Source organism: Burkholderia sp. IT-111MI5 (assembly GCF_949752865.1).
Lineage (GTDB): Bacteria > Pseudomonadota > Gammaproteobacteria > Burkholderiales > Burkholderiaceae > Burkholderia > Burkholderia pyrrocinia_C.
Genome location: NZ_CATKIF010000005.1, coordinates 62467 through 77035, shown reverse-complemented (window position 1 = coordinate 77035; position 14569 = coordinate 62467). Strand labels below are relative to the sequence as shown.

Here is a 14569-nt window from a genome sequence, read left to right as displayed (position 1 = left end):
GGCCGCGGCCGGGTGGCGGATTGGCGATCCGGCGCGGTTGCGATGCCCGGAAAACTGGTTCAGCAAGAACCGGGCCTGTTTGTTGCCGTACTCCAGCGGGCACGTATTGTAACTGAATCGCAAGCGGGCGCCGTATCGGGTCGATCCCCGTCGGCTGCGCCAATATCTAGAAAATATAACGCGCAAATCGCGAAAAAGCGATGACGGCGAAACCCTGCCCGCACGCCGCCGCCGGGGCCGCCGCGAAAGCGGCGGCGCGGGCGGGGCGCAAAGGGCCAAAAAGGGCCGCAAATGCGGCGCCCGCGCGTGTCAGGCGAGGCAGGCGTCGAGGCCGTCGGTGATCAGGTCCTGGGGCAGGTCGACGCCGATGAAGACCATCTTGTTGGTCTTCTTTTCGGCCGGCAGCCACTTGGCGGCGAGGTCGCTGCCCATCATCTGGTGTACGCCCTGGAACACGACCTTGCGGTCGACGCCCTTCATGAACAGCACGCCCTTGTAGCGCAGCATCCGCTCGCCGTAGATCTGCAGGATGCCGCCGAGGAAGTCTTCCAGCTTGTTCGGGTCGAACGGGCGGTCGTTGCGGTACACGAACGACTTGATCTTGTCGTCGTGGTGCGCGTGGCGGTGATGGTGGTGGCCGTGGTCGTGATCGTGCGCGCATTGGCCGTGATCGTGGTCGCAATCGGCGTGATCATGATCATGATCATGGTCGTGATCGTGGTGATGGTGCGCGTGATCGTCCTCGGCGAGGAAGTCGGGGTCGATCTCAAGCTTCGCGTTCAGGTTGAAACCGCGCAGGTCGAAGATTTCCTTGATGTCGGCTTCGCCGAAATTCACGACCTTGATCGCGGCCCTCGGGTTCATGTGCATCAGGCGGTGCTTGAGGTCGGCGACGGTCTGGTCGTCGACGAGGTCCGACTTCGTGATGAACAGGCGGTCGGCGAAACCGACCTGGCGCTGCACGACTTCGTGTTCGTCGAGTTGCGCGTCCGCGTGTTTCGCGTCGACGAGCGTGATGACCGCGTCGAGCAGGAAATCGTCGGCGATTTCGCTGTCGATGAAGAAGGTTTGCGCGACGGGGCCCGGATTCGCGAGGCCGGTCGTCTCGATCACGATGCGGTCGAAGTCGAGCTTGCCTTCGCGCTTCTTCGCGGCCAGATCGCCGAGCGCGCGTGCGAGGTCGCCGCGGATCGTGCAGCAGATGCAGCCGTTGCTCATCTGGATGATCTGCTCGTTCGAATCCTGCACGAGGATTTCGTTGTCGATGTTCTCTTCGCCGAACTCGTTCTCGATCACGGCGATCTTCATGCCGTGCTGTTCGTTCAGGATGCGCTTGAGCAGCGTCGTCTTGCCGCTGCCGAGAAAGCCGGTAAGGATGGTGACGGGAGTGGCCATGTCGGTCGCCTGTGGTTCGTGAATCGGGGTCAAAACCAGGATGTGCGTCGCGCCCTCGCGCTGCGAGCCGGGGCGCACAACCATCCATTGAAACATACCTGTCAAGCCCCCGCCCGTCGTCCGGACGACAGGCGAAAGCGCTGGCCCGCCAGGCGGGGCCGGCGGACCAGGGTGTCCGCCAAGATCGGGGCGATCAGACGATTTGCAACAGCAGGCCCTTCAGATATTCGCCTTCCGGGAACGCGGCCAGCAGCGGGTGATCGACGCCCGCGCCGAGCCGCTTCAGGATGCGCGCGTCGACCTTCGCGTCGGCAGCCGCGCCCGCGACGATCTTCTGGAACAGGTCCATGTCGATCGCGCCCGAGCACGAGTACGTGAACAGCAGGCCGCCCGGGCGCAGCAGCTTGAAGCCGCTCAGGTTGATGTCCTTGTACGCGCGCGCCGCGCGATCGACGCTGTCTCGGGTCGGCGCGAACTTCGGCGGATCGAGCACGATCAGGTCGAAACGCTCGGCTTCGTCGACGAGGCGGCGCAGCGTCTTGAATGCATCCGCGTCCAGCCAGGTCGCGCGTTCGGCATCGAAGCCGTTGGCGACGACGTTCTGCTGCCCGAGCGCGAGCGCATCGCCCGACGAGTCGATCGACACGACGCGTTTCGCGCCGCCCTTGAGTGCCGCGAGCGAGAAGCCGCCCGTGTAGCAGAAGCAGTTCAGCACGTCGCGGTCGGCCGCGTACTGCGCGACGAGCGCGCGGTTGTCGCGCTGGTCGACGTAGAAGCCCGTCTTGTGGCCGTTCGGCACGTCGACGTGATAGCGCACGCCGTTTTCGTTCGCGATCAGCGTCGCGGGCGGCGCATCGCCGGCCAGCACGCCGGTCGTCTGTTCGAGCCCTTCCTTGTCGCGGATCGACACGTCCGAGCGCTCGTACACGTTCGGGCAGCCCGTCGCGCCGGTGAGCGCCGCGACGATCGCATCCTTCCACGCTTCGACGCCCGCGGCCATGAACTGGCAGACGAGCTGGCCGCGCGGCGCCGCGCCGGCTTCCGCGGTGTCCGCGACGTAGTAGTCGACGATCAGCCCCGGCAGCCCGTCGGCCTCGCCGAACACGAGCCGCACCGCGCCCGTGCCGGACACCATCGTCGTGCGGTGCGCGACCGCGCGCTGCACGCGGCGCTTGAAGAACGCGTGGTCGATCGGCTCGTTCTCGTCGAAGCTCCACACGCGCACGCGGATCTGCGACTGAGGGCTGTACGCACCGCGCGCGAGGAAGCGGCCGTCGTGCGAGCGCACGATCACGGTTGCGCCGGGCGCGGGCTTGCCGTCGACGCGGTCGATCGCATTGGCGTAGATCCACGGATGGCGGCGCAGCAGCGATTTTTCCTTGGACGGCTTGAGTGTGACGGTTTGCATGATGGGATCGAAATGGGCCGCGCCCGACGCCGACCGTTGCCGGTCGCCGCGCGCGGCGGGTAACACGGGACGCGCGTCAGTCGCGCTTCTTCGCGCGCGGATGCGCGCTGTCGTAAATCTTCGCGAGATGCTGGAAGTCGAGCGACGTATAGACCTGCGTCGCGGCGACGCTCGCGTGGCCGAGCAGTTCCTGCACCGCGCGCAGGTCGCCGCTCGACTGCAGCACGTGGGTCGCGAACGAGTGGCGCAGCACGTGAGGGTGGACGTTGGCGGGAATGCCCGCGGCGAGCGCCGCGCGCTTCACGCGCTCGCGCACGACCCCGGGCGACATCCGGTTGCCGCGCACGGACACGAACAGCGGATGCGGGTCGTGCTTCACGAATTCGCCGCGCACCGCGAGCCACGCATTCAGCGCATCGATCGCCTTGCGGCCGACCGGCACCTTGCGCTCCTTGTTGCCCTTGCCGCGCACGGTGACTTCGGCTTCGGCGAGATCGAGCCAGCCGGCCGAGCGGTAGCCGTCGGCCTGCGTGTACATGACGTCGAGCCCGATCAGCTCGGCCAGGCGCAGCCCCGACGAATAGAACAGCTCGAGGATCGCGTGATCGCGGATGCTCTCGGTCGTGCCGGAGAGCGGCGCGTCCATCAGTGCCGACGCGTCGTCGACCGACAGCGCCTTCGGCAGCGTTTTCGGCCGCTTCGGCGCGCGCACCGCGGCAACCGGGTTCGCGGGCATCTCGATGCGCTGCGCGAGCCAGCGGTAGAACGCGCGCCATGCCGACAGGCGGTGCGAGATCGACCGCGCGGACAGCCCGCCCGCGTGCGCGCGCGCGACCGCGCCGCGCATGTCGACGGCCGTCAGCGTGTCGAGCGGGCGGCCGGCCGCGAGCTTCTTCAGTTCGTCGAGTTCGTGCGTGTACGCGCGCAGCGTATGTTCCGACAGCTGCCTGATGTGCTTCAGGTTCGACAGGTAGGCGGCGACCGGATCGTCTGTCATCGCGTGCGCGGTCAGTGCGGCAGCAGGCGCGTGAGCGCCGCGCTCGCGAGCGTCGCGATCTGCGCGAGGAAGTCGGTGGCCATCCCGTCGTGGAAGCGGCGCGGGTCGGGCGAGCCGAGCACCAGCAGGCCGAACGCGGGCGCGTCGGTGCCGGCGAGCGGCGCGCGCAGCGCGAGCAGCGCGACCGATGCGGCCGAGCCGTCGCCGGCCGGCGCGGCTTCGGCGCCTTCCGCCGCATTCGCGGCCGAGGCGGCTACCGCGGGCGCGAGCCACTGCGCGGCCTCGAAGCCCGTGTTCGCGCCGCAGTACGGCGTCGACAGGCCGTTCGTGAACAGGCGCACTTCCTCGCCGACCTGGCGCGCGAAGTCGGCCTGCGCGTAGGTGTCGGCGACGTCCCATACGCGCAGTGCGGTTTGCGGTACGTCGAACACGTCGGCGATGCCGTCGGCGATCGTGCGCGGCAGCGCGTACGGATCGCGTTCCGCGATCACGCGCGCGGTCCAGCGGCTGAACTTCGCGGACAGGCTGTCGTTCTCGTGGCCGTACCGCACGAGCTCGGCTAGGCGGCGCTCGAGATGCTTGTTCTTGTCGCGCAGCATCTCCATCTGCCGCTCCTGCAGCGAGATCGCGGCCTTGCCGTGCGGGTTCGCGAGACGGATCGTCGCGAGCAGTTCGGCGTGCTGCGCGAAGAATTCGGGATTGGCGAGCAGGTAGTCGGCGACTTCGCGATCGTTCATGTGGCTGGAGCGTTCAATTATCAAGGACGTTGCAGGGTCAGGCGTTCAGGTCGATCTCGCCTTCGAACACGGTCGCGGCGGGCCCGGCCATCATCAGCGCGGCGGTTTCGTCGCGCGCGCCGTCCCAGCCGATCGTCAGCGTGCCGCCGTGCGTGTGCACGGTCACCGGCGAATCGAGCAGGCCGCGCCGGATGCCGGCCGCGACCGCCGCGCACGCACCCGTGCCGCACGCGAGCGTCTCGCCCGCGCCGCGTTCGTACACGCGCAGCTTCACTTCATTGCGCGACACGATCTGCATGAAGCCGGCGTTCACGCGCTGCGGGAAGCGCGCGTGGCGCTCGATCAGCGGGCCTTCTTCCAGCACGGGATACGCTTCGGCATCGTCGACGACCTGCACCGCATGCGGATTGCCCATCGACACCGTCGAGATCCAGCGCGTCGCGCCGCCGACGTCGAGCGGCCACAGCGTGTCGTGGCCCTCCGTGCGGCCGTCGAGGCCCGACGCATCGAACGGCACCTGTGCCGGCGCGAACACGGGCGCACCCATGTCGACGACGACTTCGCCGTTGTCCTGCAGCGTCAGCGTGATCAGGCCCTTCATGACCTGCACGCGCACGCTGCGCTGGTCGGTCAGGCCGCGGTCGCTGACGAATTTCACGAAGCAGCGCGCGCCGTTGCCGCAGTGTTCGACCTCGCCGCCGTCGCAGTTGAAGATCCGGTACTTGAAATCCGCGCCTTCGACGGTCGGTTTTTCGACGAGCAGCAACTGATCGGCGCCGATGCCGAAGTGCCGGTTGGCGAGCGCGCGCACCTGCGCTTCGGTGAGCGGCGGCAACGCGCGCGAATAGCCGTCGAGCACGACGAAGTCGTTGCCCGCGCCGTGCATCTTGGTGAACGAGAGTTTCACTGGGTCCGGGATTCCATGGCGAACAAGGCGGTCGGCACGACGCAAACGGCCGGCGGCCATGCCGGGCGGCCTCGTTCGTCGTGCTGATCTCAGCCGTAAATGATACATGCAGCCGACAGGGGCGTCCCGCGCGGGCGGGCGTTTCGCGTCGCCAGTGGAGACGGGACGGGCGGCATCTGTCGATCGGTCGACTGGCCGCGTCAGTGGCGAGGGGACAAATTGACGCGGCGGGTCGGGCGTTGTCGCAGCGCAGGCGAGGCTTGGCGATGCGTGCCCGATGCACGGTGAAAGCACGGGACGACCCGGATGAGCGTTTTCGTACGGGTCAAATTGACAAGGTGATCAAGCGATTCGTATAGTGTGGCTATACATCTGTAGGCCATGCTGTCGACATCGCGACTTGAGTGTGGGAGGTCCATGATCAAGTCATGGCAGCACAAGGGGCTGGAAGCGTTTTTCATGAACGGGAGCAAGGCGGGCATCCTGCCGGACCATGCTCCAAGACTGCGGCGCCAGCTTGCCCGTCTCGACGTGGCGAGCCGGCCGTTCGACATGAACGTGCCGGGCTGGCGCTTCCATGGCCTTGCCGGCGGGCTGGACGGTTACTACGCGGTGAGCGTGAGCGGTAACTGGCGCCTGACGTTCAGGTTCGACGGCTCCGATGTCGTCCTGGTCAATTACCAGGATTACCACTGAGGTGATTTAAGCCATGACACGCATCTTCAATCCGCCCCATCCGGGCGAAGCGCTGCGCGATGACGTGCTGCCGGCGCTCGGCCTGACCGTCACCGAGGCCGCTGCGCAACTCGGCGTGACGCGCGCGGCGCTGTCGCGGATCCTGCACGGCCATGCCGGTATCTCGCCGGAAATGGCGCTGCGTCTCGAAGCGTGGCTGGGCGAGGACAGCGGCGGCCGTGCGGATCTATGGCTCGCACAGCAGGCTGCGTTCGATCTCTGGCAGGCGCGCGCGAAAGGCGCGCCGAAGGTGGCGAGAGCGCAGGCGCGCGCATGACGGCGCGCCCGCGGGTTTCGCCCGGCAGGGTCAGTACAGGCCCGGCTCGCCGGGCGGGCGCGTCTTGAAGCGCTTGTGGACCCAGTAGTACTGCTCGGGCATCAGCGGGATCTGTTCCTCGAGGAATTCGTTCATCCGCCGCGCGTCGAGATCGTCGTCGCCGGTCGGGTACCGATCCCACGGCTTGAATACCTTCAGCCGGTAGCCCTTGTAGTTCGGCAGCACCTCGCCGATGAACGGCACGACCTGCGCGCGGCCCGTCTTCGCGAGCCGGCCGACGGCCGTCAGCGTGCAGGCCGGCACGCCGAAGAACGGAACGAACGTCGAGTTGCGCAGCCCGTAGTCCATGTCGGCGCCGAGCATCACGGGCTTGCGGTCGCGCAGCCAGCGCAGCACGACGCGCGCGCTGTCCGCGCGGCCGACCATCTCGGCGTCGAAGCGCCCGCGCGCCTTCTTCGCTTCTTCCTCGAGCACCGCGTTCGAGAACGGCTGGTAAAGCGATCCGCAGCGGCGCTGCAGCGACCGGTTGAGCCAGATCGAACCGGCTTCGATGCCGACGAAGTGCAGGCCGAGGAACAGCGTCGGCGGCAGGTCGGGATCGGTGAGGTCGACCGCGCTGTCGACCTGGATCAGCTTCTCGAGCTTCTTCGCGGAGCCGAACCATTGCACGCTGCGCTCGACGTAGCTGCGGATCGCATGGCGGAAATGCAGGCCGGCCACTTCCTCGCGCCGTTCGTCGCTCCAGTCCGGGAAGCAGAGTTTCAGGTTGGTGTGTACGATGCGTTTTCGCCGGCTGGGGATCTGGTACAGCAGCCAGCCGAGACCGTCGCCGAGCCGCGCGGTCAGGCCGTACGGCAACAGGGCGAGCAGCTTCAGGAAGCCGATGGCGAGATGCGTGCCGAGGCGGCCTAGCATGCGGCACCTCCGTGGGGCCGGATGGCCGGCGCGTTGCGAGCAGGGTGGTAAGACAGTGGAAGAAACAGCACGGGCAGCGCTCTGTGACAATTCAGGAAAGCCGCTATAATACGGGCTTCGCCGAGTTAACTGACAACTTGCGGGGCGAAGCCGGCTGGCGCGAAGCGCGCTGCCCGGTCCTGGTAATCCGCTAAAGCGTCGCCGCTTCAGGCCCAACGAAGCTGGCTACGTGAAACCAACCGTAACCACACAGGAGCCTGAAAAAGTGGCAAACGATTATCTCTTCACGTCCGAATCCGTCTCCGAAGGCCATCCGGACAAAGTCGCGGACCAAATCTCGGACGCGATTCTCGACGCCATCCTCGAGCAGGACAAATATTCGCGCGTTGCGGCGGAAACGCTATGCAACACGGGTCTCGTCGTGCTGGCCGGTGAAATCACCACCACGGCCAACATCGATTACATCCAGATCGCGCGCGACACGATCAAGCGCATCGGCTACGACAACACCGACTACGGCATCGACTACAAGGGTTGCGCGGTGCTCGTCGCGTACGACAAGCAGTCGCCGGACATCGCCCAGGGCGTCGATCGTGCACACGACGACAACCTCGACCAGGGCGCGGGCGACCAAGGCCTGATGTTCGGTTATGCGTGCGACGAAACGCCGGAACTGATGCCGCTGCCGATCTACCTGTCGCACCGTCTCGTCGAGCGCCAGGCCAGCCTGCGCCGCGACGGCCGCCTGCAGTGGCTGCGTCCGGACGCGAAGTCGCAGGTGACGGTCCGCTACGTCGACGGCAAGCCCGATTCGATCGACACCGTCGTGCTGTCGACGCAGCACGCACCGGACATCGAGCTGCCCGCGCTGCGCGAAGCCGTGATCGAGGAAATCATCAAGCCGACGCTGCCGGCCGACCTGATCAAGGGCGACATCAAGTTCCTCGTGAACCCGACCGGCCGGTTCGTGATCGGCGGCCCGCAGGGCGACTGCGGCCTGACGGGCCGCAAGATCATCGTCGATACGTACGGCGGTGCCGCACCGCACGGCGGCGGCGCGTTCTCGGGCAAGGATCCGTCGAAGGTCGACCGTTCGGCTGCGTATGCAGGCCGCTACGTCGCGAAGAACATCGTCGCCGCCGGCCTCGCGTCGCGCGCGCTGATCCAGGTGTCGTACGCGATCGGCGTTGCCGAGCCGACCTCGGTGATGGTCAACACGTTCGGCACGGGCCGCGTGTCGGATGCGGTGATCACGAAGCTCGTGCGCGAGCACTTCGACCTGCGTCCGAAGGGCATCATCAAGATGCTCGACCTGCTGCGCCCTATCTACGAGAAGACCGCTGCTTACGGCCACTTCGGCCGCGAAGAGCCGGAATTCTCGTGGGAAGCGACCGACAAGGCGCTCGCACTGGCCGAAGCGGCCGGCGTGGAGCCGACGGCACGCGTCGCGTAAGCGTCGTTCGCCCGAAACAAAAAACCCCGGCAATGCCGGGGTTTTTTTATGGGTTCCGATCGCCGGCGCAACGGCGGCGATCATGGCGGGCAGTGCCCGCCGGCGCTGCTTCAGCGCGCACCGAACCCGAACCAGCCGTTGCTGGCCGCGAGGCGGCGCGGGCGGTTGACGCGGCGCTGCGGGCCGAGCGCGCGGCGCAGCGCGAGCGCGCGCAGCGACGACGGCTTCTGCAGCAGCGAGCGCAGGCCGGCACGGCGTGCGAACGTCTGCGCACTCATCATCGAGAAAAACGCGTGGAACCACGCACGGATGCCGTCGAGCCGGCTGTGCGCGGGCGCGCGCTCGGCCAGCGCCTGCGTGCGTGCGCGGTGATGGCGCAGCGGGCGGGCAGGAGCGGACGGCGCGACGCGCTTCGCAGCGCGGCTGAGACGGGAAGTCAGACGGAATGGCATGTGAACGATGCTTCGCTTGTATGGATGGCGCCCTTGAAGAGCGCACTGGTATGAACGGCCTCGGATTGCGCAACGGATCATATCGAAAGCCGCTGCGCGCCGCGCCCGCCAGAATTGACAGGCCGCGTCAGGCTACAGGGGATTCATGACCGGCAAAAGTCGCGATAAACCCTTGTGCCGCAAGGCGTGTGCCGCATACCGCCTGTCGGTGAGGCCAACGCCGCGCCGCACAGTTCCCTTGCGCCAGATCAAATCGGCGATTGGCATGCCCCTGCGTACGACAATGGCGCTGTTCGCGGCATCCGGCGCCGATTTACAATCGTCACATTCACACAATAAACGTCTGGCATCCCATGTCGTCTCCATTGCAGTCGGAATCGATCCGCGCGCAAGTCGCGGAATTGCGCGAACGCGGGTTCGTCGTCGCGCGTGGCCTCGTCGGCGAGCAGCAATGCGCGGCGCTTAAACGGATTGCAGAGCGGCAGTTGCAGGAGGCTGCCGAGCCGATCGAATTCGAGGCGGACCTGCGCTACCCGGGCGCACCCGAGTCGAAGCATGCGCCGGGCGGGCACACGGTGCGGCGGCTGCTCGATGCGTACTCGCGCGATCCGGCATTCGCCGAGCGCGCGGTCGCACCCGAAATCGGCGCGTGGATGCGCGAGTATTTCGGCGAAGAGCCCGTGCTGTCGCGCGCACATCACAACTGCATGATGACCAAGCACCCCGCGTACGGCAGCCTGACGGGCTGGCATCGCGACTTCCGCTACTGGGCGTTCGAGCGTTCGGACATGGTGTCGGTATGGCTCGCGCTGGGGCCGGAAACGAACGAGAACGGCGCGTTGTGGCTCGTGCCGGGTTCGCATACGGCCGAATTCGGGCCTGAAGCGTTCGACGATGCGAAGTTCTTCCGCAGCGACCTGCCGGAGAACCGGAAGATGATCGACGCGGCCACGTGCCCGTCGCTCCAGGCGGGCGACGTCGTGTTCTTCCACAGCAACACGCTGCATTCGGCCGGGCAGAACCGTTCCGACCAGGTGAAGTTCTCGCTGGTGTATACGTATCACGGCGCGAGCAACCGGCCGGTGCCGGGCACGCGCTCGGCGGCGAAGCCGGAAGTGCAGTTCTAGGTGCGGATCGGTCGGCGCGGCGAGGCCGCGACGATCACGCGATGCGGCGCATCGCGGGCGAACGAAGCAACGGGCGGCCTGGCCGCCCGTTTCGTTTTGCGCGGCCCGATCAGGGTGACGCGGGCCGTTCGCGCGGCTGCGCGATCAGCGCTTGCCGCCCGGCATCGCTAGGCCGATCAGGCCGACGAACGAAGCGACGGCGCCGCCCACGATCAGCAGGATCGTCTTCGTGGCGGGCGAGCCTGTGAAGAGGCGCGACATGTTGTCGTTGATCGAATGGAACGACTGGCCGCCGAAATACAGCAGCACGACGCCGCCGACGAGCAGCGCAACCGAGATGACGCGGGACATACCAACCTCGCTGAAACGGTGATTCGAGACGCCGCAGTGTAGGCGACGACCGCGGTCGCGTCCATCGCCGTGCGCGCATCGGCCGCCTTCGTTACCATAGCCGTCGTGCGTTTTTCTTCGCCGCCGTCGCGCCCTGTGCGCGGCCGGCGCGCGCCCCTCCCTCCGACGTCCTGACGGGAAATACTCATGGCCTACGAAGCAGCTTCCGAACGTTATGCGGACATGCAATACCGCACCTGCGGCAAATCCGGGCTCAAACTGCCTGCGCTGTCGCTCGGCCTGTGGCACAACTTCGGCGACTCGACGCCGATCTCGACGCAGCGCGAGATCCTGCGCACCGCGTTCGACCTCGGCATCAACCACTTCGATCTCGCGAACAACTACGGGCCGCCGTACGGCAGCGCCGAAACCAACTTCGGCCGGCTGCTGAAGGAGGATTTCCTGCCGTATCGCGACGAGCTGCTGATCTCGACGAAGGCCGGCTGGGACATGTGGCCGGGGCCGTACGGCAGCGGCGGCGGGTCTCGCAAGTACGTGCTCGCGAGTCTCGACCAGAGCCTGCAGCGGATGGGGCTCGACTACGTCGACATCTTCTATTCGCACCGCTTCGACGCGCACACGCCGCTCGAGGAAACGGCGGGCGCGCTCGCGTCGGCCGTGCAGCAGGGCAAGGCGCTCTACATCGGCATTTCGTCGTATTCGGCGGCGAAGACGCGCGAGATGGCCGAGTTGCTCGCGCAGTACAAGGTGCCGCTGCTGATCCACCAGCCTTCGTACAACATGCTGAACCGCTGGATCGAGAGCGACCTGCTCGGCGCGCTCGACGACGTCGGCGCGGGCAGCATCGCGTTCACGCCGCTTGCGCAGGGGCTGCTCACGTCGAAGTACCTGAACGGCGTGCCGGCCGATGCGCGCGTGAACAAGCCGGGCGGCGGCTCGCTGAAGCAGGATCACCTGAGCGCGGATAACCTCGAGCATGTGCGCAAGCTCAACGCGATCGCCGAGCGGCGCGGCCAGAGCCTCGCGCAGATGGCGCTTGCATGGGTGCTGCGCAATGGCCGCGTGACGTCCGCGCTGATCGGCGCGAGCCGTGCCGAGCAGGTGCGTGAAAACGTCGGCGCGTTGAAGAACCTCGAATTCTCGGCGGAGGAACTCGCGGAGATCGATCGTTACGCGACGGAAGGCGGCATCAATCTGTGGGAAAAGCCGTCCACCGATCAGGCGATCTGACCGGCAGTCGATACGGCATGCGAAACATCGCATGCCGGTATCACCGGCTTGCAGGCAACACGTCGCATCGTTGCGGCGCAGCGATGCGCGTCAGGCACGGGGGGGAGGCTAGAGCAGCGCAGGCAGACCTTCGACCAGCAATACCGCGACGCCGACGCCGAGGATGACGCCCAGCACGCGCAGCAGGTTGTGGCGGAATTCGGTTGCGCACGGCACCGCGCCGAGAAATAGCGCTCCGGCCAGCGCCATCGGGATCAACAGGATGAAGTCGCCGATCGTGAAATAGGTGGTCATGCGTGTCTCCAGTGTCGGCCGGAGTCAGCGCTTCAGCATTTACTCAGGCCCCATCCCCTTGCGGGACGTCGGCCGGAGTTGGCGCTTGAGCTGACTCCAGTCCCATGCCGGGTGTTTCTAGTCTTGGTCCGACCCGATTGCGAGCGAGGCGGTCAGTTCGAGTATAGGCAACCGGCGCCGCTTTTCGCTATCCGAACCACTAAAAATCAGCGGAAAGCCCGGCGAATCGCGCATTTTTCCAGCAAGCTCGACGAACGCCTTGCACACGTCTTTCCCGTTCCTTTCGATTTTCGCGGAATTGACGTGTGTGTCCGATGCGGGCCGCCACACCATCATGTGCAGCGGCCCGCCCGTTCATGCGCGATCGGGTTGCGTGCGTGCGGCCGGCGCGCGGAACACGAGCGCGAGCCCCGCGATGATCGCGCCCATGCCGGCGAGCGCGAGCGGTTCGGGCCGGTTGCCGAGCCACACGGCATCCATCAGCGTGGTGACGACGGGCACGAGATAGAACAGGCTCGTCACGTTGACGAGATCGCCGCGCTGCATCAACCGGTAGAACAGCAGTTGCGCGATCACCGAAATCACGATGCCGAGCCACAGGAGCGGCACGACGAACGCCCAGCTCATGTCGAACGAAATCGGCCGGAACGGCACGATCGCCACGCACAGCGCGAGGCCGATCGCATTCTGCAGCGGCAGCACGTCGGCGGGTGCCGCGCGTACGCGCTTTTGCAGCAGCGAGCCGACGGTCAGCGCGACGAGTGCCGTGAGCGCGCACGCGATGCCCGCGAGCGGCAGGCCGGCATCGCCCACGCCGCGGCATACGACGAGCGCGAGGCCGGCCAGCGACAGCGCGAGCCCCGTGACGCGCATGGGCTGCCAGCGCCGCTCGACGATCGCCAGCGTGAGGATCGGCTGCACGCCGAGGATCGTTGCGAGCACACCCGGCGCGATCCCGCGCTCGAGCGCGAGCAGATAGAAGATCGAATAGCCGCCCATCATCAGCAAGCCGGTCAGCGCGGCCATGCGCCGCTCGCCGCGCGGCGGCAGCCAGCGTTTGCGCATGAAGGCCAGTGCGAGCAGCACGAGCGACGCGAGCGCGAAACGCGCGGTGAGAAAGACGAACGCGGATGCGTGACGCAGACCGAGTTCGGCGAAGATCGCGCCGCTGCTCCACAGCAGCACGAAGAGCGACGTCGCTCCATGCGCGGCAAGCGCGCGTTTGAACGAAACCATGTGAATCCACCTGTCGAACGGATCGGAACGTTCCATCTGCGCGTGCAGCAGGGAGTCGTGCGTCACGACGCACGAACGGAAGCTGACGGGCGAATGAAAGACGAAACGGAAGCCGGCTGGTCAGCCGGCGCGTGCCGCCGGAGGGGGCGGCGCGGCGCCGACGAGCGGCGGTGCGACAGGAGGCGGGAGGACCGACGGATGCGCGCACGCCTGCGGCCGCGTGTCGAACTGCGGCCGGGATTTTGCGAGGGCGGACGAGAGCGGATGCATCGTGTCGGAATGCGGTTGAACGCGAATGAACGTCAAAGGTACTGCAAGGCCGGCATCCGGCGCAACAACTGTTCGGCGGCCCCGCATGGCGAAAGACGCGTTGAGGTGATGCCGGGCGACGCTTGTGCGCGGTGGCTGCGCGAGCCGTGTTCGAGACGGGGGAAGGAGGCTGTAGCGTGCGAGGCAAGCGGCGTGGCGCCGCAGGCTCGGTCACGCGAAATCTCCTGGCGGCCCGGCACGCGGCAAACGATGTGCGCATTGCGTCGATCGCGGGTGCGCCGCAGCGCCGGGCGGATTCGGCGGGCAGTCACATTCGACAGGGTATGATGGGGGTGTCCGCCCGTGCAAGCGCACGCGCGGCGCAGTGGTTGATTGGAGACATTTGACGAATTCGCGGCACTTCGCCTGCTTCTTCTTCTTTTCGCGCTTCGATAAACCGTGAACAATGGGATTACGCGCAACGCTCCGTCGAGAGCGGCGCGGATCGCGCATTTGCCGGCTCGCCAGCGGGCCGGGTTTCAAGATTCAAGAGTGGGGAACCATCATGCATGTCGGGTCGATTGTCTGCACTACCCATATCGCGGTGCCGAAGGGCGCGCGCGGCATCGTCCAGCGCGTCCTGGGCGACATGGCCATGGTGACCTGGTACGCGGGCGTGCCGGGTGAGTCGAAAGAACTCAACACCGAGCCGTTCTTTCTCGAGGATCTGATCGACACCGGCGAATCCGTGCTGCCGGCCGGCGCGGCGCTCCACTAAGCGAACACCGCACCGGACGCTCGTCTTT

General features: G+C 66.7%; 16 protein-coding genes. 6 read left to right on the top strand and 10 right to left on the bottom strand.

Annotated elements, in window-relative coordinates; genetic code table 11:
• Nucleotides 1-309: 309 nt before the first annotated feature.
• The 5 genes from ACM6JT_RS04420 to dapF all read right to left on the bottom strand — a co-directional run bounded on the left by ACM6JT_RS04420 (nt 310) and on the right by dapF (nt 5444).
• On the bottom strand, nt 310-1491 hold the full coding sequence (locus tag ACM6JT_RS04420; protein ID WP_414856024.1) for a CobW family GTP-binding protein: 1182 nt from the start codon (nt 1489-1491) through the stop codon (nt 310-312).
• A 97-nt stretch (nt 1492-1588) separates the two neighbouring features.
• Nucleotides 1589-2803 carry a class I SAM-dependent rRNA methyltransferase gene (locus ACM6JT_RS04415; protein ID WP_414856023.1) on the bottom strand — a complete coding sequence of 405 codons (1215 nt, stop codon included), beginning with the start codon at nt 2801-2803 and terminating at the stop codon, nt 1589-1591.
• Nucleotides 2804-2879: 76 nt separating this feature from the next.
• Nucleotides 2880-3800: a tyrosine recombinase XerC gene (xerC, locus tag ACM6JT_RS04410; RefSeq protein WP_034179326.1), complete on the bottom strand. Its 921-nt coding sequence runs from the start codon at nt 3798-3800 to the stop codon at nt 2880-2882.
• Nucleotides 3801-3811: 11 nt separating this feature from the next.
• Nucleotides 3812-4537, bottom strand: coding sequence for a DUF484 family protein (locus tag ACM6JT_RS04405; RefSeq protein ID WP_072437587.1), 726 nt, complete (start codon nt 4535-4537; stop codon nt 3812-3814).
• A gap of 37 nt (nt 4538-4574) precedes the next feature.
• Nucleotides 4575-5444, bottom strand: coding sequence for a diaminopimelate epimerase (gene dapF / locus ACM6JT_RS04400; protein ID WP_414856022.1), 870 nt, complete (start codon nt 5442-5444; stop codon nt 4575-4577).
• A gap of 417 nt (nt 5445-5861) precedes the next feature.
• Here dapF and ACM6JT_RS04395 point away from each other — a divergent pair, with 417 nt between their 5' ends.
• Nucleotides 5862-6140, top strand: a complete 279-nt coding sequence (locus tag ACM6JT_RS04395) for a type II toxin-antitoxin system RelE/ParE family toxin (protein WP_034179323.1) — start codon at nt 5862-5864, stop codon at nt 6138-6140.
• Nucleotides 6141-6153: 13 nt separating this feature from the next.
• Nucleotides 6154-6456, top strand: coding sequence for a HigA family addiction module antitoxin (locus ACM6JT_RS04390; RefSeq protein ID WP_105389518.1), 303 nt, complete (start codon nt 6154-6156; stop codon nt 6454-6456).
• Nucleotides 6457-6486: 30 nt separating this feature from the next.
• Here the strand turns inward: ACM6JT_RS04390 and lpxL are convergent, their stop codons facing one another.
• The gene (gene lpxL, locus ACM6JT_RS04385) at nt 6487-7371 is read right to left on the bottom strand and encodes a lauroyl acyltransferase LpxL (RefSeq protein ID WP_034179321.1); all 885 of its coding nucleotides are present in this window, start codon (nt 7369-7371) and stop codon (nt 6487-6489) included.
• A 265-nt stretch (nt 7372-7636) separates the two neighbouring features.
• On the opposite strand from lpxL, the gene metK reads away from it, so the two are divergent.
• Nucleotides 7637-8824 carry a methionine adenosyltransferase gene (gene metK / locus ACM6JT_RS04380; protein ID WP_006482984.1) on the top strand — a complete coding sequence of 396 codons (1188 nt, stop codon included), beginning with the start codon at nt 7637-7639 and terminating at the stop codon, nt 8822-8824.
• Between the two features lie 110 nt (nt 8825-8934).
• Here the strand turns inward: metK and ACM6JT_RS04375 are convergent, their stop codons facing one another.
• Nucleotides 8935-9276: a hypothetical protein gene (locus ACM6JT_RS04375; protein WP_034179320.1), complete on the bottom strand. Its 342-nt coding sequence runs from the start codon at nt 9274-9276 to the stop codon at nt 8935-8937.
• Between the two features lie 353 nt (nt 9277-9629).
• Between ACM6JT_RS04375 and ACM6JT_RS04370 the strand changes: the two genes are divergently transcribed.
• The gene (locus ACM6JT_RS04370; protein ID WP_034179319.1) at nt 9630-10403 is read left to right on the top strand and encodes a phytanoyl-CoA dioxygenase family protein; all 774 of its coding nucleotides are present in this window, start codon (nt 9630-9632) and stop codon (nt 10401-10403) included.
• 144 nt (nt 10404-10547) lie between these two features.
• On the opposite strand, the gene ACM6JT_RS04365 is transcribed toward ACM6JT_RS04370, so the two are convergent.
• Nucleotides 10548-10754 carry a DUF3185 family protein gene (locus tag ACM6JT_RS04365; RefSeq protein WP_034179318.1) on the bottom strand — a complete coding sequence of 69 codons (207 nt, stop codon included), beginning with the start codon at nt 10752-10754 and terminating at the stop codon, nt 10548-10550.
• Nucleotides 10755-10940: 186 nt separating this feature from the next.
• Between ACM6JT_RS04365 and mgrA the strand changes: the two genes are divergently transcribed.
• Nucleotides 10941-11984, top strand: a complete 1044-nt coding sequence (mgrA, locus tag ACM6JT_RS04360) for an L-glyceraldehyde 3-phosphate reductase (protein WP_131947895.1) — start codon at nt 10941-10943, stop codon at nt 11982-11984.
• A gap of 108 nt (nt 11985-12092) precedes the next feature.
• Here the strand turns inward: mgrA and ACM6JT_RS04355 are convergent, their stop codons facing one another.
• Nucleotides 12093-12278, bottom strand: coding sequence for a hypothetical protein (locus tag ACM6JT_RS04355; RefSeq protein WP_014895742.1), 186 nt, complete (start codon nt 12276-12278; stop codon nt 12093-12095).
• A gap of 354 nt (nt 12279-12632) precedes the next feature.
• Nucleotides 12633-13514, bottom strand: a complete 882-nt coding sequence (locus ACM6JT_RS04350; RefSeq protein ID WP_414856021.1) for a DMT family transporter — start codon at nt 13512-13514, stop codon at nt 12633-12635.
• Nucleotides 13515-14328: 814 nt separating this feature from the next.
• Here ACM6JT_RS04350 and ACM6JT_RS04345 point away from each other — a divergent pair.
• Entirely contained in the window at nt 14329-14541 is a 213-nt protein-coding gene (locus ACM6JT_RS04345) for a hypothetical protein (RefSeq protein WP_011353523.1), read from the top strand.
• Nucleotides 14542-14569 lie beyond the last annotated feature (28 nt).

What these genes read in the sequence shown, in the direction of transcription:
- ACM6JT_RS04375 (WP_034179320.1), bottom strand. Translation starts at nt 9,276, where the DNA reads ATGCCATTCCGTCTGACTTCCCGTCTCAGCCGCGCTGCGAAGCGCGTC.
- ACM6JT_RS04365 (WP_034179318.1), bottom strand. Translation starts at nt 10,754, where the DNA reads ATGTCCCGCGTCATCTCGGTTGCGCTGCTCGTCGGCGGCGTCGTGCTG.
- ACM6JT_RS04390 (WP_105389518.1), top strand. Translation starts at nt 6,154, where the DNA reads ATGACACGCATCTTCAATCCGCCCCATCCGGGCGAAGCGCTGCGCGAT.
- ACM6JT_RS04420 (WP_414856024.1), bottom strand. Translation starts at nt 1,491, where the DNA reads ATGTTTCAATGGATGGTTGTGCGCCCCGGCTCGCAGCGCGAGGGCGCG.
- ACM6JT_RS04355 (WP_014895742.1), bottom strand. Translation starts at nt 12,278, where the DNA reads ATGACCACCTATTTCACGATCGGCGACTTCATCCTGTTGATCCCGATG.
- xerC (WP_034179326.1), bottom strand. Translation starts at nt 3,800, where the DNA reads ATGACAGACGATCCGGTCGCCGCCTACCTGTCGAACCTGAAGCACATC.
- lpxL (WP_034179321.1), bottom strand. Translation starts at nt 7,371, where the DNA reads ATGCTAGGCCGCCTCGGCACGCATCTCGCCATCGGCTTCCTGAAGCTG.
- ACM6JT_RS04415 (WP_414856023.1), bottom strand. Translation starts at nt 2,803, where the DNA reads ATGCAAACCGTCACACTCAAGCCGTCCAAGGAAAAATCGCTGCTGCGC.
- ACM6JT_RS04350 (WP_414856021.1), bottom strand. Translation starts at nt 13,514, where the DNA reads ATGGTTTCGTTCAAACGCGCGCTTGCCGCGCATGGAGCGACGTCGCTC.
- ACM6JT_RS04370 (WP_034179319.1), top strand. Translation starts at nt 9,630, where the DNA reads ATGTCGTCTCCATTGCAGTCGGAATCGATCCGCGCGCAAGTCGCGGAA.
- ACM6JT_RS04345 (WP_011353523.1), top strand. Translation starts at nt 14,329, where the DNA reads ATGCATGTCGGGTCGATTGTCTGCACTACCCATATCGCGGTGCCGAAG.
- ACM6JT_RS04405 (WP_072437587.1), bottom strand. Translation starts at nt 4,537, where the DNA reads ATGAACGATCGCGAAGTCGCCGACTACCTGCTCGCCAATCCCGAATTC.
- ACM6JT_RS04395 (WP_034179323.1), top strand. Translation starts at nt 5,862, where the DNA reads ATGATCAAGTCATGGCAGCACAAGGGGCTGGAAGCGTTTTTCATGAAC.
- mgrA (WP_131947895.1), top strand. Translation starts at nt 10,941, where the DNA reads ATGGCCTACGAAGCAGCTTCCGAACGTTATGCGGACATGCAATACCGC.